Raw genomic sequence first — 23,618 nt, forward strand, 5'->3', positions numbered from 1 at the left:
TTGTTATACTTTACGTTAACTAATAAAGGGGGGCTACTTTATGACTACAAAGACAAAAGAAAGACCATCTTTAATTAATCGATTTCTCAATATTGTTGAAAAAGCTGGCAACAAATTACCAGATCCGGCTGTACTATTCTTTTTAATGTGTGTTGGCTTAGCTGTCATTACATGGATTGTGTCATTATTTGATGTGTCAGTTAAACATCCAGGTAGTGGAGAAATGATCCATATTAAAAATATTATCAGTACCGAAGGCATCGCGATGATTATGAATGATGCGATTAAGAACTTTTCAGAATTCCCTGCACTTGGGCTTGTGCTAGCTGTAATGATTGGTGTAGGTGCCGCTGAAAAGTCAGTCTATTTCGATAAACTAATGATTTCAGTAGTCAATAAGGCCTCAAGGAAAATGATTGTGCCTACCATTATTTTGATTGGAATTTTAGGGAGTTTAGCTGGGGATGCTGCGACAGTCATCTTACCACCGCTTGCTGCAATGATCTTCATTAAAATTGGTTATCATCCCATTGCCGGTTTGGCTATGGCATACGCTTCTGCTGTTGGAGGATTTGGTGCTAACTTACTTATTGGTATGCAAGATGCTTTAGTATATGCTTTTACAGAACCAGCGACAAAGATTGTTTCTGATAGCGTAAAGATCAACGTCGCAATGAACTGGTATTTTATTGCAGCGAGTGTCTTTCTCGTGTTGCCGATCATTTATTTTACAACGACTAAAATCGTGCTGCCACGACTAGGTACATATGATGAAAGTCAATCTAACTTCGATGAGGAGGAAGAAACATCATCAACTATAACAATGACGGAGAAACGTGCATTATTTTGGGCAAATATGTCATTTATCGTTTTAGTTGTTGCGCTTATTATTTGTTGCCTTCCTGAAAGTAGTTGGTTGCGTAACGCTAAAACAGGTAGCCTGATTGATGATTCACCCCTTATTAATGGCGTGGGTCTTGTTATTCTTGTACTCTTTTTAATCCCTGGTATCGTTTATGGCGTGCTTAGTAGACAAATTAACAATACTAAAGACTTGGGTGCCATGGTTAGCGAATCTTTAGGTTCAATGGGTTCATTCATCCTAATCGTCTTCTTTGCCGCTCAATTACTCGCCTTTTTACAATGGAGCAACTTAGGAATTATTGTGTCTGTTTACGGAGCTAAGTTATTACAACACCAAAGTGGTATTGTCCTTATTATCGGTATTATCATTCTAAGTAGTTTAATCAACCTAATCATTGGTAGCGCCTCTGCTAAATGGGGAATTCTCGCTCCAATCTTTGTGCCGATGATGATTTTAGTTGGCTACCATCCTGCTTTTACGCAAATGATTTATCGTGTAGGTGACTCAGTTACAAATCCAATTACGCCTATGATGCCTTATTTGCCTCTCATCTTATCTTATGCGCAAAAGTATGATAAAAATATGAAGCTGGGCTCTCTACTTTCAAGTCTTATGCCATATACAATCGCCCTATCCATCATATGGACGCTCTTTATTATTGTATGGTACTTAATTGGACTTCCATTAGGCCCAGGTGGCCCGATAAAAACACCAAAATAACACGTTAATTTAGTCATTTTTTCCGACTAAATAAAGTGGTTAATCATCTTCATAAATAAATTAAATACTTGGGTAAATAAATTCTTATTTATTAAATAAGATTTCTGCTTCAGTACCTTTTTCAAACGGCAATATTACGGTAAAATATAAGTATAGAGAGTGTATAAATTCAGCTATTTTTTAGCAATTTAGGAGGACACGATGGAAGAACGTATAGGTTTAATAGATATTGGGTCAAACACCATCAGGTTAGTTATATTTAAATTTGATAAGGCGACAGGTGTTAATGAATTGTTAAACATTAAAACACCTGCACGTCTTAGCCAATATCTCAATAAAGATAATGAAATGAGTAAAGAAGGTATTCAAGTTTTAATAGATGCCTTACACAGTTTTAAATCTGTTTCTGAGAAATTTAACGTCACAGAATTACATCCAATTGCGACAGCTGCAATTCGTCAGTCTAAAAATAACGCTGACATTGTAAAAGCCGTCAAAAAAGAAGGCGATATGGATATTAAAATTGTACCTGAAGAAGATGAAGCATTTTACGGTTACTATGCGATTACACATACCACAGAAATCGAAAACGGTGTTTCAGTTGATATTGGTGGTGGTTCAACAGAAGTTACATTATTTAAAGATAAAGAGCTTCTTAAAGCACACAGTTTCCCATTTGGCGTCGTAACACTCAACCGTAAATTCTTTGACGGTAAAGCGCATAACGACAAAGGTGCCATTAAAGATATGGAGAAATTCTTGGCACAACAATTCGATACTTTAGATTGGTTAAAAGGCCAAGACGTGTCACTTGTAGGCGTAGGTGGTTCTGCACGTAACATCGCTCGTATCCATCAAGCGAAACACTCTTACCCTATCGGTGGTGTGCATAACTATACGATGACATATAAAGATATCGATGAAGTTTTTGATCTTATCCGTAAAAGTTCTCGTGATGAGTTAACGAATCTTGATGGTTTAAGTCGCGATCGTGCTGACATCATTTTACCAGCCGTTTCTGTCTTTAAAGCACTATATAAGAAAGTAGACGCAAAACAATTTACATTTTCAAGAAATGGGCTTCGTGAGGGCTACATCATTCACCAAGTGCGTGAACGCTATCCTGATGTGTTCGATAAACACAACGTGCGTAAAGAATCGATTCATTTCTTAGCACGTGAATATATTATTGAAGATGAGAGTTCACAAGTACGATTGAAACTAGCAAAATCTTTACTCGCTCAACTTATCAAGACGGCTAATTTAGATATTAGTGAGAACGACCAACGTTTATTTGAAGAAGGAACATATATTTATTACTTAGGTAGTTTTATTGATTCCGATTCAAGCTCACCACATACGTACTATATTATCGCGAACTCAATGATTAATGGCTATACACATAAAGATCGTGTCAAATTAGCACTATTAGCTAGTTTTAAAAATAAATCATTATTGAAATTCTATTGCGAAGAAACGGACTGGTTTAGCAGTAAAGAAATAGACACTATTCAAACTCTCGGGGGTATTATCAAGTTCATCAATGCATTAAACATCTCACACACAAGTTTCGTTGAAGATGTCGTATTGAAGAAGAAGAAAAAAGGTGATGAGGATTACGAACTAACTGTATTTTACACTGAAGGTGAACCTATCGCTGAAGAGTATCAAGCTGTAAGACAAAAAAAACATATAGAAAAGATACTTAAAGGGAAAGTTTCCATCATCTTTACAAAATCTTAAAATAACTATGCTATTTTAAAGTTAGGTAGTTATGCCTTTCGCTAAAAAACAATTAAACAAAGTATATTTGAGGAAATGACGAGGTGTATTCGGAATATGCAAACTCAATTGGGAGAAAATGATATTAGCTTACCACAATACTATAATAACCGCGAATTAAGTTGGTTAGACTTCAACTATCGTGTACTTCAAGAGTCATATGATAATAACAATCCATTATTAGAAAAATTAAACTTTATTTCTATTTTTAGTTCAAATTTAGACGAGTTCTTCATGGTGCGTGTAGCCGGTTTAAAAGACCAAGTGAAATTAGGTTACGACAAGCCTGAGAATAAAACACAAATGACGCCACAAGAACAAGTCGATGCCATTCAAGAAAAAGCTAAAACATACGTAAATAAACAGTATGAACGTTATAACGAATTAATGAACGAACTTAAAGATTATGACATCGTAATGTGTGAACCTGACGAGTTATCAGAATCTCTATTAGAAAAGTTAGAAAAGGACTTTAAATTAACCATTCTACCAACATTAACACCACTTGGTATCGATGCGTATCATCCTTTTCCAAAACTTAATAATAAAAGCTTAAACATCTTTGTAGATATTGATACAGAAGATGCGATTAATTCAGCGATTGTACAAATTCCATCACTTATTCCAAGATTCTTAACTTACAACGAAGGGCCTAAGCAATATGTCCTAATGATTGAGGATGTTATTTCTTACTTCATTAATTATTTATTCACAGGGTATGAAGTTTTAAATACGTTCACATTCAGAATTACAAGAAATGCCGACTTAACTATTCATGAAGATGGCGCTGAAGACTTATTAATCGAAATTGAACGTTTCCTTAAAGAACGTAAAAGCGGTTCTGCTGTACGTTTAGAAGTAGATGGACGCACTGCGAACCCTGATGATTTAGACTGGCTAATTGAAACATTAGAAGTTGATAAACAAGACGTGTATTTCTTAGACGGTCCATTAGATTTAACATTTATCTTTAGTTTAGTTGATCATCTATCTCATAAACTAAATTATTTAACTTATAAAAAATATTCACCACAAGTTTCTCGTTCTTTAGGCAACAATAATGTGTATGAATTAGCATTAAAACGTGATATCTTCTTCCACCATCCTTACGAATCATTTGACCCTATCGTTGATTTTATACGTGAAGCGGCAGATGATCCAAATACAATCGCGATTAAACAAACGCTTTATCGTGTAAGTAAAGATTCACCGATTATCAACAGTTTGAAAGAAGCTGCTGAAAAAGGTAAACAAGTAACTGTTCTAGTAGAATTAAAAGCTCGTTTCGACGAAGAAAATAATGTGCATTGGGCACGTATGTTAGAAGATGCAGGTTGTCACGTCATTTACGGTATGACCCATTTAAAAACACACAGTAAAATTGCCTTAGTCGTCAAACGTATTGGTGGCGAATTGACATCATTCGTTCATCTTGGCACTGGTAACTATAATGATAAAACTGCGAAACTTTATACTGACATGGGTATCATTACCACTAATAAAGAAATTGCAGAAGACGCGATTAACTTCTTCAATTACCTAAGTGGTTACTCAGTGAAACCAGAATACAACAAATTAATCGTTGCGCCATTTGATATCCGTGACGTCTTTATCGACCGTATCGACAAAGAGATTAATAGTCATCTTCAACACGGTAACGGTAAGATTATGATGAAGATGAACTCTTTAACTGATAAAGCTATCATTGAAAAGTTATTCGAAGCATCACAAGCTGGCGTGAAGATTCAATTAATTATCCGAGGTATTTGTTGCTTAAAACCAGGTATCCCCGGTATTAGTGAAAATATTGAAGTCGTAAGTATCGTAGGACGTTTACTTGAACATTCTCGTATTTATTACTTCCATAATAACGGCGATGAGCGCATTTATTTATCATCTGCCGATGTAATGACGCGTAACATGATTAAGCGTGTGGAAATTTTATTCCCTGTCGAAGATAAAGAAATTGGTAAACGTTTAGTAGATTTTATGAATTTACAATTATCTGACAATCAAAAAGGTTGTTATCAAGACCAAGAAGGTAATTATCATTACGTTGAAAATGATTTATCACCATTAAATTCTCAAGTGTATTTAATGCGTGAAGCTGTTGAATATGGCCAAGAACTAAAGAAACAATCGGCGCAACCATCAGGTATGCCTGTCGTTTCTAAACGTAAAGCGGGTTGGGTCAATCGTATTCGACGTTCATTAAAGAAGTAGGATTTTAATACTAAAAAGCTAGGACGCTTATATGATAAGTATCCTAGCTTTTTTCATTGATTTATTAAGTTGTATATCATTATTTTTCGGGGTTTTGGTACCAATGTTTGAGGAAGGGGTATAAGACGTTGCTATAGGTCTCTAGTTCTGAAGCTTCTATTTTTTCATCTACGCTATGAGCTTCTTCAAGACTTCCAGGTCCATATAAAATAGTCGGAATGCCAAAATGCGCCGTCCAACCACCATCTGTAACAGTCGTACTCATACCATATTGCATGTCGGTACTATTTACTGTTTGATGTGCATCTTGTAATTGTTTAAATCCAGGGTGTTCTGTTGGAATAGTAAAGCTTGGGAAGATTTCCCCTTTATCTTCAATCATAGATTCTCCGCCCCATTCAAATTGTAATGGGTTCTCTCTTAACCAAATATCTGCATTTGCCATTCGATTCAAGTAATCTTCAATTTCTACAATAACATCTTCATAGCTTTCATTTGGTAAGTAGTGTACCGTAATCCATAATCGGCACTCGTCTGCAATAAAGGCTGGATGGCGACCACCTTCTATAACTGCAGGATTAATAGTATTTGCGCCTGGTGGCATACCAGGGCTATGTTTCATAACCGCCCAATGTTGTTCCAACTCATTCAAGGCTTGAATAACTTTAGTCATCTTTTCAATAGCACTTGCTCCAAACAAGCCACCGCCAGCATGAATTGTTTGGCTACGTGCGCCGTCATGGATTGTGTTTTTACTTTTCACTGTCACCCAACCTGTAATAACGCCGCCTTGACCTAGTGCCATCATTTCACTTGTATCTAAGACTAAAGCTAGATCTGCTTTTGGACCAATTTCACACGCTAACTTTGTCCCCGCTTCGCCTACTTCTTCACCTACTACCGATTGTACGATAATATCGCCTTCAGGTTGGTGTCCTTCTTGGCGTAACTTTTCAAGAACATAAAATAATGAAGCCATGCCGCCTTTCATATCACTCACGCCACGACCATATAGCCAGTCACCACTTTGCGTAAGTTTAAATGGTGGATAAGTCCAGTTCGAGTCATCGTCAACGGAGGCTAAATCTATATGACCATTTAAAATTAACTTCGGTGCGTCGGGATTCTTACCTTTCAAGGTCCCTACAATTACACTGTCATTCTTATACAGTTGTTCACGTCGAATACTAAAACCTAAATCTTTTAATAAATGCTCAATCTTATCTTGTAATCGATCTGTATTACGTCCAGGAGGGCTCTCCGTATTATACTTAACCAATAAATCTAATAAGTCATAAAGACGTTGTTCCATGTCAGTCACATCCTTGTATAAAATTGAATACACTAAGCGTATGTCAACTTTAGTGTAACATTTTACAGGGTATTATTTAGCCACTATTTACACCGGGCGCACAATGACTTCGTTGACATTGACATGATCAGGTTGCGTTAATGCATAAATGACTGCATTGGCGATATCTTCAGGGTCTAACTTTTTACGTCCTCCGAAATCGGAGTTTTCTGTCATAGGCGTATCTACCATACCCGGTAAGATGCTTGTTGATTTAATGCCTGTACGCGCTAATTCTTTCTCTAAGGCTTCCACGATACGTAGTACTGCCGATTTACTTGCGCTATAGAGTGCACTGTCTTTTGATACTTCGAAGCCAGAAATTGAGGCTAAATTGATAATATGACCACTGCCTTGTTCTTCAAAGTGTGGTAACACTGCATTCAAGCTATATAATAAGCCTTTAACATTAGTGTCTATCATACTGTCCCAAGTTTCAACGTCATAATCTGTAATTTTAGATGAACCGTTAATACCGGCGCAATTGACTAGAATGTCGACTTGTTTAAACTTGGCGACGGCATTTTCAACTAATGCGTCCACTTCATCTTTAGATGTGATATCTGTTGGAGTGATGAGGTAATCGCCTTCTGCCATGTCGCTTGCTACTTCTTGTAGTTTGTCTTCATTACGTCCTGCTAAGACGACTTTTACGCCTTGATGTGCAAGTGTTTTAGCAGTTGTCGCACCGATACCACTACTTGCTCCTGTAATAATTGCTACACGTTCATTTAATTCTGCCATTTCAACTTCACCCTTTACTTTAGTTTCATTGATTACCTATCCTTAATCATCATTGGCTAAACTTGGGTTGCTTTAATTTTCAAAAATTCTCAGAGAAAATCTTATGAAGAATTGTATTATTTGTGAAAACGTAATAAAGTTAAGATATAGGATTCATGGGCATATAGAAATGGAGGATGACGAGAGTGACATTTACTGAACGTATTCAAGCATTACGTAGTAGCATAGGTAGAACGAGTTTCTCATTCCGCTTCGAGGATTTATTTACTGAGGAAGAATGGTTGGAGATGAGTGTGAAGCAACGTACGCGTCAAGAGAGAGAATTTATTGCACAGATTGATCGTATTCCACGTGTGAGAATGACTTTCTCAAGTGCAGAGCATTATAAATTTAAGCTATATAATCAAGAGTATCAATATAATGAAGTTAAGAAGAACTTTAAAGCAGTATAATGTAAGCGAGAGTTGGAATGGATTAAGTATGTATTAAGCGTACTGGGATTCAATTAGCTCGTACCACATGAAAGGCTGAGACACTTCTATAGAAGTGTCCCAGCCTTTTCAACACATTATTCCATGATGATTAGGGGTATATTTATGGTATGCCTCCGACTGCTCACCAACGAAGGCATAGTAAGTTCTTGAATGTTATAGGAGGTCATTCAAATTGTGTTAATTGCTTACGAGTGTTTTACGTTCGAGTCCATAGAAGTATAATCGTTCGGCATCGATATAAGGAATTGAGTCGATTGTTAAATAGCCATCTCTAATATCGCCAATAGTTCCTTGGTTTACACCTGTTTTCAAATAAATATCGTAACTGCCTTCTTCAGAAAAAATCACATCTTCAATTACTTTTCTCATCCGTATCACTCCAATTACTTATTCCTTACAATTATCATCATACACCCTTTTTAAAATTTTTAAAGTGATTTGTGATAGTTTTCACAAATAGTTCATTATTTTTAAAAATCATATCTTTTCAATGTTTTTATGTAGATAGTATCTAATATGTTGTTTTGAGAAAAAGGAATCAAAATGGTTTGGGTTACGATTATGTTGTGACGCTTTCCTGCGTGAACTCGACGAGCCACGGTCTCGCCATTCGTTCTTTTACGCTAGGAGTCGCACAACAACACTCCACCCGGCATTTGGGAGCAGGACTGAAATCTAATGTAATTTCAAAGATTTCGTAGTCCTGCCCCGGCAAGGTTGACTAGAGATGAAGAAAGTGCGATTAAACGCATCTTCATCTTAGTCAACTACTGCCAATTGGCCCAGAAATTCAGCATTTAAAGCGTAGTTTCTTTTCAATTGCGAAAATCATCTTTACTTATTATTCGGCTCGCTTTCCAAGGATGCCATCTCATCCAGTAGTCTTCGACCGGCATCGTTTCCTCAGGAGTCTCGCCAACATTACTATGTTGCTACCTTGAACATTACATCGAAATATAAAATCCTTTAGAACAAAATTTAATTAAAAAATGATAATCTCTATCTTATTTCAATAGAAATTACCATTTTATTTTTAATCTGAGATATTTATGTCTCAGAGTGATTTTTTCATATTAACCTGAAAGTGTATATATTATTCTTCAACAATATATCTATAAATATCATCTCTAATTGAAGTCTTCATAGCTAAATTCATAGTAACTACTCTATCCCCAATATCTCTAGTTTCTTCTTTAGCAGTGCCTTTTATATATTCCGCTTCTCCTAAATAATAATGTAGTTTGCCTTCAGCATCACTTTTTTTAACAAATATATATATCTTCTTATTTCTTTCCTTATGATTAATAATATCTTGGATTTCTTTACTCTTAAGTGAAGCATTTGCTCTTGAAACCCACGCTAGCTCATCTTGACTAAGAAAACGATCTTCATATTTTATATTATCATCTATACCTTCAGATTTTGTATAAGTTATAAATACTGGAATATGATCATCTAATACTCTATAACCATAGATATTATTACCCATATTTTTTCATCATTTCTCCAATTGACTAACTTAAGGAAATCTAATCTTGAATATTGGTTATATAAAATTAAATCATTACCAGAATCTTGAAATTTATTATTATAATATTTAGATAAACTAAGAATATCGATTACATACTTTTTAAACTCTTCATCTTCAATATACTTTTTAAATGTATTACTGAGTGAAACTTGCGAATCATTAACGACAATAGGTGAACCATATCTTTCTTGTTCAGGTAAACCAAAATAATCTAAAGTTAGTATTTTAATTGTCGTATCAATATCTTCATTTTTAATCGTATCTAAATTTTCATATAGTGCTTCACGAGTCATATCAGTATTAATAATTTTTTCTAAAACATCAATATCAGAACGTTTCAAACCTGGTAATATTTCTTTAGAAAGAAATGTTAGATTTTTAATCGCATTTTCAGACAAAACTTTTTCAGTATAATTAATTATATTTTTTTAAGAAACAATAATAATTACCAAATTTAGAAATTATTACTTCAGGATCTATAGAATGCTGTTCAATATAATCCATCAACATAGGTGTTCTACCAATTCTCTGTTTAACACTATTAAAAGCTTCTTTAATTACTTTAACGCTATTTAAAGTTGCTTCGTTAATCGAATCATAAATTTTCTTTTTAGCTACTTCTTCAAAATTAATGGTTGATACACCTTCAATTTGATTTGGGTCACTTAGAAATTTACGATAATCATTTTTATTTTGTGATTGATTATCTGACAATGCAATTGGAATAAGATAATTATTTTTATAATTCCCAATAAAGTCAATCACAGTTACATAGTCTTTATTTAAACTTTTTCTTAATCCTCTTCCTAATTGCTGAATAAAAATAATACTAGATTCTGTCCCTCTAAGCATAACAATTTGATTTACTTCCGGGATATCTACGCCCTCGTTTAATAAATTAACTGAAACTATATAGTTTATGTCCCCATTTACTAGTTCATTTATTACTTTTAGCCTTTTATTTTGATCGTCTTGATCACTAGTTAGTGACTTGCTAGGTATATTTCTATCTTGTAATAATTTAGCTATTTCTTTTGCTTCTTCTGTACTACTAACAAAAATTAAACCCTTTAGTTCTTCACCTGAATATCCATAATAATTCGTCTTTTCGATAATATGATTTATTCTTTCATCTGAAGTTAAATCTTTTAAAGTAGTTAAATCGTCACTTTCTACTCCGTTATATATATAATCTGTAACTCCAAAATAATGGAAAGGACAAAGTATATCACTTTCTAACGCTTTAGGCAGTCTAATTTCATAAGCTACATTATTATCAAAAAGCTCAAATATATTCCCTGTATCTGTTCTTTCAGGCGTGGCAGTCATGCCTAAAAAGAAGTCTGGTGTGAAATATTCTAAAATTTTACGATAGGTTTTTGCATCAGTTCGATGTGCTTCGTCAAAAACTATATAATCAAATTCGTCTTTGTTAAAATATTTATAACTATCTTTACTATTTAAAGATTGGATAGTTGCGAAAATATATTTAGCTTCTTTATTTTTAATAGTTCCTGTATAGAAGCCAAATTGATCATCACTTTCAAAAGGAAGTACCTTTTTAAATTCTTGGCGTGCTTTTTTTAGTATTCCTTCATTGTGGACTATAAATAAAAACTTTTGAGGATTATAATTTCTAACATCTAGAGCACATAAAATAGTTTTCCCAGTTCCTGTTGCTGAAACTATAAGCCCTTTGTGTTCTCCTGAAGTTCTTAATTTTTTCAAAGCCATTAAGGCTTCCTCTTGCATTTTATTAGGCTTAATTTGTATTGAATTAGTAAACTTTTCTATAGCTTCGTTTTGTTTACTATTAATCTTAAACAAATCTTTATACAATTTTGATTCGAATGTTTCTTCATAGTTGCTAATCCATTCATAGTTTAAAGGAATGCTCTTTTCCCATAAATCAAAGAATTGACTTTGAACATTATAAATTAACTCTCCATTTTTATGAGTCGATAATAATACATTATGTTCATAGTTTATTTTCAAAGCTGTTGAGGTTAAATTTGAACTTCCAATAATCATTGAAGAATGATTTTCATGTTCAAAAATATACCCTTTAGCGTGGAAACCCTCGATATCAGTTAATCGTACCTCAACGTTCTTCAATTTTAACAATTCTTTGTACATTTTAGGTGTATTAAACCCTAAATAATTTGAAGTGATTAGTTTGCCTTGAACACCTTTTTGTTTTAAATCATATAATACTCTCTTTAAACTAGTTAACCCGCTTTCAGTTATAAACGCTACTGAAATATAAAACGTTTCACATTTTTCTAACTCATTTATAATTGAAGTAAGAACATTTTGATTTCTATTATTAATTAACAACTTAGGGTTTAAGTTACCTGTGTGAGCTGCGTTTTTATCAATGAATCCTTTGTATAAAGACTGTGTCAGCTTAGGTACTAAATTACTTTCCATTAGTTTTCACCCTTAATGAGGATATTAACAGCAGGGACATCTGCTGGGGCCCAATTTAAATTACTTAATTCATTTAATGGTAGCCATTTAATAGCTTTATGTTCTGTTAAAGTAGGCATTTCCTTATTCAACTCACATTTATAGGTCGATAAGCTTACTATTCCAAAATCGTACTCATAATCTGTAGTAGTAATTTTTTCTTTCACTATAAGATCACATTTCATCTCTTCTTTAATTTCTCTAATTAAAGCTTCTTTTTCAGTTTCTCCTTTTTCAATTTTTCCACCAGGGAATTCTCACATCAAAGGAAGACTCATATTTTCACTACGTTGTGCACATAACACTTTGTTTTCTGAGTAGATAACTGCTCCAACTACTTTTATAACTTTTTTCAATAAAAACACCCTTTTTGTATTATTATCTTTAATTTTATCAAAATTAGCTTTTTCATCAATATCTTAAATACCATAGCTATTATTTTATAATAAATGCATTTATCGAATATAACTGGTTAATATAAAGTTATATTAAAAAAAGACTAAAAAGTGATATTTTTAGTCAAAAGATTGCTATTTCTAGGGGTTTAAATATAAATTATTTATATTATAATTTAATTATGTAATAGCTTTGTGGCTATTACATAATTGGGGGTTTGCGTGGTTATGGAAAGGGAAATTCAAAAATCTTCCTTTTTATACATCTTAGCGGAAAATGAGATGTTTTTTTATATTATTAGTAATTAGTTTACTACTTTTCCATTTCCATAGTTTCGGTAGATCGATCTAATTATCATTGAGGATGTCGTTGTTTCTCAATTGGTAAAATTCCTTAGGGGCTTATCTTAATGGAGAGTATGATGAGTCCCTTTGTTTATTTTTTACCGATATATACTTTTGCAATTTTTATTTCTAAAACGGTTATCCATACATTTTATAAAATTTGAAAATTAAAACTTACTTAAAGATGGTATAAGGACTATTTTTTTCATCTTTATTTTTGTTATTTGCTTTTCGGTTTAGTATATCGATAATATAAATTCTAATTTCTTTTAAAATAGCTGGTAATCGGTAGATGACTACTGATTGTCAGTATTTTTGTGTCTGATTTTCATTTCCCGTGGTTCATACACCTTTTTATTAATCAATTTCTTAGTGTTTCATGATTTTTAGATTGAATTTTATAAATTAGTCAAAAAAGTGATATTTTTAGTCAAAAGATTGCTACTGCTTGTGGTGTATTTTCGAATATAATAAATGCATATTAGATTTCGGTCTAATATACGGAGAATCATAAGGGGGGGGGACATTACATATGTAACTTCCCCGGGGATGCTCATCTTAGCGGAAAATAGGATGGGTTTCTCTCATAGTTAGTTTTATACTTTGTCTCATATTTTGTTTAGTTTAAATGATTTTAAATATCTATTCTTTGTTTAAAACGAGTATAGCCAATATTATCAACGATTTATCATTATGACAGACGAAGGATGTATTAATCGTTTAACTATTACAAGGTAAGAGGACACATTTGTCATGTTTAATGCCTTCTCTCTACTCCAAATATAAGGCAGACGCAAGACATTTTAATCGAGTATTGCGTATTTCTTAATACGCAAAGAGCCTAGAGCGATATTAGTTAATCATTTAGGGTGTTTAATATTAACTTACGCTTTAGGCTCTTTTTTTATAATCCGAGTTGTTTAATAAAATGTACAAGTTCATCTTTCATTTTTGGATCTTTGAGGGCATATTCAATTGTTGTTTTGACGAAACCTAGTTTTTCTCCGACGTCGTAGCGATTGCCATCGAAGTCATATGCGTATACTGGGATGTCGTTGTTCATGCGTTCTATTGCGTCGGTTAATTGAATTTCGTTGCCGGCGCCTTCTTTTTGTGTTTTTAAGTAGTCGAATATTTCTGGCGTCAGAATATAGCGTCCCATAATAGCTAAGTTGGATGGTGCAGTCCCTTGTTTAGGTTTCTCTACAAACTGTTTAACTTTGTAACGTTGGCCTTCTTTTTCTAAAGGATCAATAATGCCATAACGATGTGTAACCTCTCCTTCTACTTCTTGTACGCCAATAACTGAATGGCCTGTTTCTTCATAGACATTCATTAATTGTTTAATCGCAGGTTCTTCAGATTCCACGATATCATCGCCTAATAAAACCGCAAATGGATCATTACCGATAAATTGACGTGCTGTATAGATGGCATGTCCTAACCCTTTTTGTTCTTTTTGACGAACGTAAAAGATATTAGCCAAACCTGTGGAATAATTTACCTTTTCAAGTAGCTCTGTTTTACCTTTTTCTTCTAGTACCATTTCTAATTCTTTTTGATTATCAAAATGATCTTCAATCGCACGTTTATGTTTGCCAGTTACTATAATGATATCTTCAATTCCTGCGCGAGAGGCTTCTTCTACTATGTATTGGATGGTAGGTTTATCTAAGATTGGAAGCATTTCTTTAGGCATCGCCTTGGTAGCTGGTAAAAATCTTGTTCCTAAACCAGCGGCAGGTATGATAGCTTTTTTTATTTGTTTCAAACTTGAGTAACTCCTTTGTACATTCTGTTGTTTTTATCATTTGTTAGTTTATCACTCTTTATGTGTCATTCCTAGTGATAGCCTAATGATTGCTTTATAAATAGAAACCGTTTCAAATTATAAAAAGAGGCTAAGCCATTAATATAAAAAGTGGTTCAGCCTTTAGTTATGGCAGTAGTTGTCTGAAATGAAGATGCGTTTAAACCTCACTTTCTTCATTTCTAGTCAACCTTGCCGGGATGGGACAACGAAATCTTGGAAATTGTATTAGATTTCTGTCCCACTCCCTAGATTTCTGTCTCGCTCCCTTAAATGACGAAATAGTAATGTAGCTTAATTTTAAATAAATAAACTAATAAACAGGATAAAGATAATACCTGATACTGAAATAATAGTTTCAAGTAGTGACCATGTTAAGAAGGTTTCTTTAACTGTCAATCCAAAGTATTCTTTAAACATCCAGAAGCCTGCGTCGTTAACGTGTGAAAGGATGACGCTTCCGGCTCCGATTGCAAGAACAACAAGTGCGACGTTTACATCTGAATGTTGTAATAATGGTAAGACAATACCTGTCGTTGAAATGGCTGCCACTGTTGCTGAGCCTAATGCGATACGTAAGACTGCTGCGACTATCCATGCTAGTAATATTGGTGACATAGTTGAACCTTCAAACATTTTCGCAATCGTATCACCTACGCCGCCGTCGATGAGGACTTGTTTGAATGTACCGCCACCGCCGATGATTAAGATCATCATGCCGATTGGGTAAATCGCATTAGTGGCTGATTTCATAATGTCGTCCATTTTTCTACCACGTTGTAAGCCCATTGAGAAGATGGCGAAGATGACAGAAATCAACATTGCCGTTCCTGCTGTGCCTATAAAGTAAATGACTTGTTCGACAATATTTTTCGCTTCTTCATGTCCAGTGACCAACTGTACAATCGTTGAAATCAACATTAAGATGACAGGTAAGATAGCTGTGAATATACTTAATCCAAAGCCTGGCATTTCAGATTCTTTGAATTCTTTTTGAGACCCTAACGCTGAAATGTCACCTTCACGTGTATAGGCTGATGGGATTATTTTTTGTGCTACTTTATTGAAAATTGGGCCAGCTATAATAGTTACGGGTATCGCAATAATAATACCGAATAATAATACTTGACCTAAGTTAGCTTTTAACTCTTTAGCGATAACTACTGGACCAGGGTGTGGTGGCAAGAAACCATGTGTTACTGAAAGTGCAGTCACCATTGGTAAGCCGAGTTTCAATGGTGACACGTTAGCGCGTTTGGCGATTGTAAATACTAACGGTATAAGTAAAACTAGTCCTACTTCAAAGAATAATGCAATACCGACGATGAAGGCTGCGATAAGCATTGCCCATTGAACGTGTTTTTGTCCAAATTTAGCGATTAACGTATCGGCAATTCGGTTTGCCCCGCCTCCGTCTGCGAGTAATTTACCGAGCATCGCACCTAAACCAAAGATTAATGCGATATGGCCAAGTGTGCTACCCATCCCATTTTCAATGGTTTCCATAATTTTATTCAGTGGCATGCCGAGTAAAATGGCAGTGACGACTGATGTAACGATTAGCGAAATAAATGTATTAAGCTTTAAGAATATAATAAGTGACAGTAGTAATAAAATCCCAATAACCACGCTTATTAGTGGCCAAATTTCTCCAAACATCGTAAATCCTCCCTGTTTCTTTTTTATGTACTGATTGACTACATATGTTTACGTTGAAAATCTGCTATTTCTGCATATCTTTCTTCTAGCGAACGACTTAAATTGATAAAGATAGATACTAATTGTTGATAGACGTTCACTGTATCTTGATCAGGTTGATGTTCGTGTGTGGTACCGACCATCTTTTCAACAATAGAAAAATCATCAATCTCACCTAAAGCTTTAAGACCAAGTACACAAGCGCCTAGGCAAGAACTTTCATAGCTCTCTGGTACGTTAAGATTTGTATCAAAGATATCAGCCATCATTTGACGCCACATCTCACTCTTCGCAAAGCCACCTGTCGCTTTAATTGTCTTAGGTGTTTCATTCATCACTTCTACTAAGGCAAGATAGACGGTATAAAGGTTATATAGTACGCCTTCTAAAGCGGCTCGAATCATATGTTCTTTCTGGTGTGAAAGTGTTAAGCCAAAGAATGAACCGCGCGCATCTGCGTTCCATAAAGGTGCGCGTTCCCCGGCAAGGTAAGGATGGAAGATTAATCCATCAGCGCCTGGTTTCACTCGGCTAGCGATTTTAGTAAGGACATCGTAAGGATCGACGCCTAAACGTTTAGCCGTTTCTACCTCACTTGCAAGTAACTCATCTCTTAGCCATCTAAGGACTACACCACCATTATTGACCGGCCCACCAATAACATAATGATCTTCATCTAAGACGTAACAGAAGATACGGCCTTTATAGTCTGTACGAGGTTGATTAATTACTGTACGAATAGCACCAGAAGTTCCAATCGTGACTGCGACTTCACCTTTTTTATAGCTATTTACTCCTAAGTTAGACAGCACACCATCGCTTGCGCCAACGACTACTGGCGTATCTTCATCGATGCCCATCAATGTAGCGTAACGTTTCTTCATACCTTTTAGTATATGTGTAGTGGGTACTAACTTTGGTAGTTGTTCACGTGTGATATCTAATAATTGAAGCGCCTCGTCATCCCAATCTAAATTTTTCAAATTGAACATACCTGTAGAAGACGCCATTGAATGGTCAATGACATACGTGTCAAAAAGTTGATGGAAAATATATGTCTTAATATCTGCAAACATAGCCGTTTGATTATAAATTTCAGATTGCTCATGTTTCATCCAAAAGATTTTAGCTAGGGGTGACATTGGATGAATCGGTGTACCAGTGCGTTGATAAATATCGAAACCGTTATGTTGTTGATTAATCATTTCAGCATATTTACTAGCACGATTATCAGCCCACGTGATACTTTCCGTTAAGCGACTGTGTTGTGCATCTAATGCAATTAAACTGTGCATTTGGGCACTGAAAGATATCAATTTAATATCTGATTTGTTGATGCCCGCTTCTCTAACGACATATTTTACTGTCATTAGTACTGCATCAAATAATTCATCTGGATTTTCTTCAGAAACATCTACGTTTGGCGTATGTAAGGGATAACCGATATGATGTTTCATAATCAATTGTCCATTTTCATCGTATAATACTGATTTCGTACTTGTGGTACCAATATCAACGCCAATCATGTATTTCATAATATTCCTTCTTTCCTTTATTTATTGTAACCAGAAACTTTCAATGTCTTTACCGACGTCATCAAAGTTGAGATGAAATGCTTTCTTTAATGTCGCCGAATCATAGTTCTCTACTGCTTCTATAAATACTTCATGATTATGATGTATGCGTTCAAAATCTGCTTTATCACGTTCCATACGTTGTCGCATCGATATTAAAACGAGCGATTCTATGATGGGTTTTAAGTGACTCCAAAACGTGAGTAAGTATTGATGATTAGAGGCCTTAATTGTTGCTTCATGAAATTGTATATCATGTTGCGTAAATGCTTCAGCATCATCAAATTTTATAGCAACTTTCATCATTTCTAGATGTTTACGCATTTCTTGTACGATCGTTGTCGTGTCTAGATGCTTTATTTTTGAAAATGCGAACGACTCGAGCATTAATCTTAAATCATAGAGTTCTTTCTTTTCTTGTTCACCGAATTGAAGTACCTTCGCGCCCATACGTTCTAACTGTATCAATTGATCAGTTTGTAATAATTTGAAGGCATCTCTAACTGGGGAACGGCTCACGTCAAACTGTTTGGCCACTTGGTTCTCTGTAAGTAATGTGCCTGCCTCGATATCGCCATTAACAATTTGTAACCGTAATTCCGCTGCTACACCTTCTCCTTTGGTCATACCTCCAAGCCATTGTTTTGGGTATCCCTGTTCCACTTTTGTCACTCCCACTGCCTAATTTCCAACTTGTATACAAGTATAGTAATACACAAAAGTAACTTTTGTAAACGTTTTCTTTTTAAGATATAAAAATTCCTGCCTTCTTTTAGAAGTCAGGACATAAATTTGTCATTATTCTTATTTATTAGCCACTTCAATACAATAACGCTTTTCATGACATTTTGGACAAGATAAGTGTCGTGTTTTCGAAGTATGTTTTGCTAAGACGAAATCTTTTAGCGTTGGTTTAAAAACATATTGACAGTTAGGACAGAGATAAGAGATGCGCTTAAAGTACACTCCTGTTAAGGTAAAGCCGTAAGTTATTAAGATGGGCAAAACAGCAATGAATGGCTTGATAGAACTTCTTAACAAGCTAACTAAAAGACTAGTATATTGAATAACTCCAATCACGCTTGCGCTTAGCCACATTTTCGATTTGAATGATTTTAAGGTTGATGTTTGTTTCATGACTTTATCTATGTCAGTTAGATGATTGATTGGAGAATTTGATTGAGCTGAAATATAGTTTTGAACTTCTTCTATATTATTTAATATATCTTTTTGATTATTGATGCTTGTTTCTAGTTCTTCTTTATGCAATGTGAGTATCATTTTTAATGTTTGCAAATTACTCTCATCATGAAGAAGCCTCTTAATTTCGTCTAAGGTACAGCCGAACCTTTTCAATATTAATATGAGTTGAAGTTGGTGAAGATGTTCATCATTATAGATGCGACGGTTAGAGTCTTCTAAACGTTGAGCGGTTAACAGTCCTTTGTGATCATAGTATTGTAAGGTTCTTACGGTAATACCTACGTGATTCGCAAGTTCTCCAATAGTGTATTGTGACATAAAGTTCACCTCCTACTTGCACTATAGCTAATAACGCTACGTCATGAGCAAGTAAGTATTTCAATTTTTTTAATTGGTTAGTCTGCCGGTGGTCTTTTATTTATCAATTATTGTTTCTTATTATATGTATGGTTGAGATAAAAGCATTTAGAATTTGAGCATAACCGAACGATGAGCAAAAAATATTATCTCCTGCTATGGTTAGACAGTAGTTGGCTGAAATGAAGATGCGTTCGAGCCTCACTTTCTTCATCTCTAGTCAACCTTGCCGGGGCGGGACAACGAAATCTTCGAAATTACATTAGATTTCTGTCACCGCTCCCCCTGTTAATTATTATCTGTAATTGCGGAATGTATGGATTGCATTTTTGATTCTACGTCTGAAATTTCAAACGCGCATTCTTTTAATGTTTCTTTGTAATCTTCGGTACTTGCATTATTTTTATATCGTATTTTATGTTCTAAGCTAGCCCACATATCCATGCCGATTGTACGAATCTGAATTTCTACTGGAGTAATTTCTACTCTATCTGATAAAAAGACAGGGATAGAAACGACAATATGTAAGCTACGATATCCGTTTTCTTTAGGTTCTTTAATATAATCATTGCGTTTTAATAATTTAACGTCTTCTTGTTTAAGTAACATCTTTTCAATAACATAAATATCATCCAAGTAGTTGCAGACAACTCGAATACCAGCGATATCGAGAATATTTTCTTTGGCACTTTCTGCACTTACGATTAAATTTTTACGTTGTAGCTTTTTCACTAAACTGTTCATTTCTTTCACACGACGTTCCATGTGATGTATGGGATTATGTTTATACACATGATTGAAATTATCGTCTAAGATGTCTAGCTTCGTGCATATTTCTTTTAATGCTGAGGAGTATAGATGATCAAGTTCAACGAAGCCAATTAAACGGTCGAATGCTTCGTCCCCATTTTCAAAATGATTTAAACTCTCTTTAAATTCATTACGTAATTCTTCAATATACAATGACGGTTTTCTCTCTACGTACATAGTATTTCCTCCTTATTTATCACATTACATTATATCGAATTGAAAAATGAACTAAAAATAATATCCATCTGTATTTACTACATCATTAGCCCGATATACGTTTTGTGCATAATAAAGAGGTAAATTAGAATGTCGCTTCAAAATATTATGCCTTGATTTATAAATATTAAGAAGTATTAAATATATCTTTAAGAATACATGAGTATAAAATTTCATATTTATACGTAGTATTGGTGGCGGGACTTCTTGGCAAGCAATGCTTGTTGAAGGCTACAAGCTAAAACTGGCAGTAGTTGTCTGAAATGAAGACACGTTCGAGCCTCACTCTCTTCATTTCTAGTCAACCTTGCCGGGGCGGGACTACGAAATCTTGGAAATTCCATTAGATTTCTGTCCCGCTCCCCGGAACGGAGCCAATCAATACGAAGTATTAAAAAACCTAAGACATTCATACTGAAAATGTCCTAGGCTTTGATTGGAAGTCTCTTTAATTATTCATCTTTTTTATGTTCGATAACTTTTGTATCGCGATTATCGGCAATATTTTGTGCTTTCTTTTTAGCTTCTTCTTTAGTATCAAACGTGTCTGATGCTTGTTTCGCACCTTCAGTTTTCACTTTCCATTCGTTCTCTTCATAATACACATGCACATTTTTATCATTTAATTTAGGATTAGCTGATTGATCTTTTTGATGCTCAGTAATATGTTTATTCTTTAACTCTTCTAGCTCATCTTTACTTGCATCTTTATACCAATCTTCAGCTTGTTTTGTCGCGATAGGTACAACATCGCCTTCTTTATAACCATCTTTCAACATGGCATTACCGATATCAATCGCTTTTTTACGTTCAAGCTCTTTCATATTTTTCCAAGTATTTGGATAATCGTTCATTGTCCAAGGCATAATGTCACACTCCTCTATTTATTAATAGTAAGCTTTACCACTTCTCTTGAAAATGAAACCTCCACTACACCAAACTACGCTTTCGTCGCCGCGCCATCTTCAATCTCATCAATATCTTTTCGCGTGTAAACACAATTATTTTGTAACTTCATCAATACAGATTTTAAATAATTATATTGAGGTAAGTCCGATAACGTATTTATTTCAAGACTACTTTGTAACTCAAAATGCTTAGCAATATTTTCAAAAATAACTAAGTATTCTCCCATTTGTTCATCTGAAATATGTTGACGTTGGTGATTCTGCATAGCTCGCATTAACATAAAGTTGATTTCTTCTAATGCGAAGATACTTGGATAGTAATAGCGAATCACTTCTTTATTAGAGAATAGTTCTTCACTCGCTGAATTATAAACTTGGGTCATATTGCTCATTTTCACTGATAATGCTAAACTTTCGTTTTTCTCGTAGTCTTCATCATGATACGCGTTACTTGAGAAGACATATTGAAAAATGTCGGCTTCTTTACGTACTACTTCCGCTATCGTACCTGGAAGCATGGCAGACGATGTTTGACGATTAATTAATAAAATACCAATAATCGCTATAGTGATACCAATTAACACATCAAAAATACGTGTGTAAGCAATGTTAATTGATAGATTTTCAGAGGCTAAACCGTTTAATAAAATAACTTGCGTTGTAATAAAAATCACGGCGAAAGCATAGTTTGAACCTACAAATGCTTCAGTCATCATCGCTGCAAGTCCCATTACAATAACTGCCACAATAAGGTGAGGGTTAAAGTATAGAATCACCGATAATAACAAGGTACCCATAATCGTACCGAGTCCACGCGCTGTGGCACGGTCTAACATACGTCGTGTCGTCATACCTACCAAAACAGTGTGCGCCGTTAATGGAATCCAGTATGATTTTTGAATGTTAAACGCTAGCGAAATAAAGATTGCGACCGCCATAATTACGGTATAAATTAACGTATTACGGAAGACAATTGAATCTAGCGTTAAATTATGAATAATTCTTTGACTATATAATGGCTTTCTGACGCTTGCCTCGTGTTCAATTTGGTTTGAACCTAAGTTTGCTATTTCGTCGATTTTTAATATATATTGCAACAAATTATCAAATTCAGCATCCACGCTAACTTCTTTCGTCCATTTCTCACGATTTGCGCTTGGGCGATATGCATTACGTGTCGTTACTTCCATCATTTCAATTAACTCTTGTGGAAGTGGACGTATATCTTTTTCATGTAGTTCAAGAAGTTCGGAATAAATACCCTGTGCCGACGTATGTAACAAGAGTAATCTTTGGAAACGTTGACTCAAATTATTATTTGTTCCAGCTGTCGCAGTTATCAGTAATTCATCTGACGTTTTAAATTGTGTGACTGCACTTTTGGTAATTTCTTTAAACTTTTCACGATCATTAAAGTTATGCATTAATTGATTAATAGTTTTAAAGTCAGAATTAATGGCTTTATTTTCAATTTTTTGTTTTTGGAGAAGCACTGTAATAAGTACAAGAAGTGTCGCAATTCCCCCACCAATAAGAATGGCTAAGCCACGTATTAATGCTTGGTCTGGTGCTACTGGTAAGTTACTAGGTAAACAAAATGTAACTAAGAAGAAGGTTGAAGATGGTCCGGCAATCTTCAAGGCACTAAATACGTAGAATGGGACTACCGTTACAATAAGTAATGTTACGCCATAAAGTATGGGTTCGGTAACAGTGAGTGTACCTAGCATCATACAGACTGCGAAAGATAAGGTACATAAAATGACCGTTCTAAGCATAGAACGTGGCGAGCTTTTAAAGACATAAATATGTGCTAATGTACCTGTGGCAACAAGTAAGCCAAAACTAAAATTACCTAGGAAATAACCTATTAATGCTGGGATAATCATTAGTAAGCCCTGTCTAATCCCTTTCATTGGGTCAATTTTAGAGGTATCAAAGCTTATAAGAGATTTTAGTACGTTTCCCAATGCTATCGTTCCTTTCTATAAACATATACACTCTATGATAACATTTTTATCACTAAATTTTGTTGTAGAATACTAAACCACTATTTAGAAATTCAACAATATTAAAAGCTGAAACATTCTTATATCAATGCCCCAGCTTATAGATTTATTATT

Annotated in this window: 15 protein-coding genes and 2 pseudogenes; 4 read left to right on the forward strand and 13 right to left on the reverse strand. The window is 34.6% G+C overall.

Annotated elements, in window-relative coordinates; genetic code table 11:
• Positions 1 to 40: 40 nt before the first annotated feature.
• The 3 genes from CD147_RS04055 (at position 41) to CD147_RS04065 (ending at position 5,590) form a co-directional block, all read left to right on the forward strand.
• The gene (locus tag CD147_RS04055) at positions 41 to 1,585 is read left to right on the forward strand and encodes an AbgT family transporter (RefSeq protein WP_103166167.1); all 1,545 of its coding nucleotides are present in this window, start codon (positions 41 to 43) and stop codon (positions 1,583 to 1,585) included.
• 201 nt (positions 1,586 to 1,786) lie between these two features.
• A complete protein-coding gene (gene ppx / locus CD147_RS04060) occupies positions 1,787 to 3,328 on the forward strand; it encodes an exopolyphosphatase (protein ID WP_103166168.1) in 1,542 nt (513 codons plus the stop codon).
• A 96-nt stretch (positions 3,329 to 3,424) separates the two neighbouring features.
• Complete coding sequence (locus tag CD147_RS04065) at positions 3,425 to 5,590, forward strand: RNA degradosome polyphosphate kinase (protein WP_103166169.1); 2,166 nt, start codon at positions 3,425 to 3,427, stop codon at positions 5,588 to 5,590.
• A gap of 79 nt (positions 5,591 to 5,669) precedes the next feature.
• Here the strand turns inward: CD147_RS04065 and CD147_RS04070 are convergent, their stop codons facing one another.
• Together CD147_RS04070 and CD147_RS04075 are read right to left on the reverse strand one after the other, a co-directional pair.
• Positions 5,670 to 6,911, reverse strand: a complete 1,242-nt coding sequence (locus CD147_RS04070) for an acetylornithine deacetylase (RefSeq protein WP_103166201.1) — start codon at positions 6,909 to 6,911, stop codon at positions 5,670 to 5,672.
• Positions 6,912 to 6,989: 78 nt separating this feature from the next.
• On the reverse strand, positions 6,990 to 7,685 hold the full coding sequence (locus tag CD147_RS04075) for an SDR family oxidoreductase (RefSeq protein ID WP_103166170.1): 696 nt from the start codon (positions 7,683 to 7,685) through the stop codon (positions 6,990 to 6,992).
• Between the two features lie 176 nt (positions 7,686 to 7,861).
• Between CD147_RS04075 and CD147_RS04080 the strand changes: the two genes are divergently transcribed.
• Positions 7,862 to 8,137 (forward strand): DUF1413 domain-containing protein, encoded by a 276-nt coding sequence (locus tag CD147_RS04080; protein WP_174694338.1) that lies wholly within the window; start codon positions 7,862 to 7,864, stop codon positions 8,135 to 8,137.
• 219 nt (positions 8,138 to 8,356) lie between these two features.
• On the opposite strand, the gene CD147_RS04085 is transcribed toward CD147_RS04080, so the two are convergent.
• The 11 genes and pseudogenes from CD147_RS04085 to CD147_RS04135 form a co-directional block, all read right to left on the reverse strand.
• Positions 8,357 to 8,548 (reverse strand): hypothetical protein, encoded by a 192-nt coding sequence (locus CD147_RS04085; protein ID WP_103166172.1) that lies wholly within the window; start codon positions 8,546 to 8,548, stop codon positions 8,357 to 8,359.
• A 724-nt stretch (positions 8,549 to 9,272) separates the two neighbouring features.
• A pseudogene (locus CD147_RS04090) lies at positions 9,273 to 12,140 on the reverse strand (DEAD/DEAH box helicase).
• A pseudogene (locus tag CD147_RS04095) lies at positions 12,140 to 12,535 on the reverse strand ((deoxy)nucleoside triphosphate pyrophosphohydrolase). The pseudogenes CD147_RS04090 and CD147_RS04095 overlap by 1 nt, the downstream one beginning before the upstream one ends.
• Before the next feature lie 1,288 nt (positions 12,536 to 13,823).
• Positions 13,824 to 14,690 carry a UTP--glucose-1-phosphate uridylyltransferase GalU gene (gene galU, locus CD147_RS04100; RefSeq protein WP_103166173.1) on the reverse strand — a complete coding sequence of 289 codons (867 nt, stop codon included), beginning with the start codon at positions 14,688 to 14,690 and terminating at the stop codon, positions 13,824 to 13,826.
• A 339-nt stretch (positions 14,691 to 15,029) separates the two neighbouring features.
• Complete coding sequence (locus CD147_RS04105) at positions 15,030 to 16,388, reverse strand: gluconate:H+ symporter (RefSeq protein ID WP_103166174.1); 1,359 nt, start codon at positions 16,386 to 16,388, stop codon at positions 15,030 to 15,032.
• A gap of 38 nt (positions 16,389 to 16,426) precedes the next feature.
• Positions 16,427 to 17,962, reverse strand: coding sequence for a gluconokinase (gene gntK / locus CD147_RS04110; RefSeq protein ID WP_103166175.1), 1,536 nt, complete (start codon positions 17,960 to 17,962; stop codon positions 16,427 to 16,429).
• Between the two features lie 21 nt (positions 17,963 to 17,983).
• Positions 17,984 to 18,664: a GntR family transcriptional regulator gene (locus CD147_RS04115; protein WP_103166176.1), complete on the reverse strand. Its 681-nt coding sequence runs from the start codon at positions 18,662 to 18,664 to the stop codon at positions 17,984 to 17,986.
• Between the two features lie 141 nt (positions 18,665 to 18,805).
• Positions 18,806 to 19,522 (reverse strand): MerR family transcriptional regulator, encoded by a 717-nt coding sequence (locus tag CD147_RS04120; RefSeq protein ID WP_103166177.1) that lies wholly within the window; start codon positions 19,520 to 19,522, stop codon positions 18,806 to 18,808.
• Between the two features lie 327 nt (positions 19,523 to 19,849).
• Positions 19,850 to 20,548 carry a GTP pyrophosphokinase gene (locus CD147_RS04125; protein ID WP_103166178.1) on the reverse strand — a complete coding sequence of 233 codons (699 nt, stop codon included), beginning with the start codon at positions 20,546 to 20,548 and terminating at the stop codon, positions 19,850 to 19,852.
• Positions 20,549 to 21,039: 491 nt separating this feature from the next.
• Positions 21,040 to 21,453 (reverse strand): DUF2188 domain-containing protein, encoded by a 414-nt coding sequence (locus CD147_RS04130; RefSeq protein WP_103166179.1) that lies wholly within the window; start codon positions 21,451 to 21,453, stop codon positions 21,040 to 21,042.
• A 74-nt stretch (positions 21,454 to 21,527) separates the two neighbouring features.
• Entirely contained in the window at positions 21,528 to 23,411 is a 1,884-nt protein-coding gene (locus CD147_RS04135; RefSeq protein ID WP_411841047.1) for an FUSC family protein, read from the reverse strand.
• Positions 23,412 to 23,618 lie beyond the last annotated feature (207 nt).

It is taken from the genome of Staphylococcus devriesei, from assembly GCF_002902625.1.
Taxonomy (GTDB): domain Bacteria; phylum Bacillota; class Bacilli; order Staphylococcales; family Staphylococcaceae; genus Staphylococcus; species Staphylococcus devriesei.

Coding starts and splice junctions, on each gene's coding strand:
- CD147_RS04105 (WP_103166174.1), bottom strand. CDS start 16,388: ATGTTTGGAGAAATTTGGCCACTAATAAGCGTGGTTATTGGGATTTTA.
- CD147_RS04120 (WP_103166177.1), bottom strand. CDS start 19,522: ATGTCACAATACACTATTGGAGAACTTGCGAATCACGTAGGTATTACC.
- CD147_RS04055 (WP_103166167.1), top strand. CDS start 41: ATGACTACAAAGACAAAAGAAAGACCATCTTTAATTAATCGATTTCTC.
- CD147_RS04080 (WP_174694338.1), top strand. CDS start 7,862: ATGACGAGAGTGACATTTACTGAACGTATTCAAGCATTACGTAGTAGC.
- gntK (WP_103166175.1), bottom strand. CDS start 17,962: ATGAAATACATGATTGGCGTTGATATTGGTACCACAAGTACGAAATCA.
- CD147_RS04085 (WP_103166172.1), bottom strand. CDS start 8,548: ATGAGAAAAGTAATTGAAGATGTGATTTTTTCTGAAGAAGGCAGTTAC.
- CD147_RS04125 (WP_103166178.1), bottom strand. CDS start 20,548: ATGTACGTAGAGAGAAAACCGTCATTGTATATTGAAGAATTACGTAAT.
- ppx (WP_103166168.1), top strand. CDS start 1,787: ATGGAAGAACGTATAGGTTTAATAGATATTGGGTCAAACACCATCAGG.
- CD147_RS04075 (WP_103166170.1), bottom strand. CDS start 7,685: ATGGCAGAATTAAATGAACGTGTAGCAATTATTACAGGAGCAAGTAGT.
- CD147_RS04130 (WP_103166179.1), bottom strand. CDS start 21,453: ATGCCTTGGACAATGAACGATTATCCAAATACTTGGAAAAATATGAAA.
- CD147_RS04135 (WP_411841047.1), bottom strand. CDS start 23,411: ATGAAAGGGATTAGACAGGGCTTACTAATGATTATCCCAGCATTAATA.
- CD147_RS04065 (WP_103166169.1), top strand. CDS start 3,425: ATGCAAACTCAATTGGGAGAAAATGATATTAGCTTACCACAATACTAT.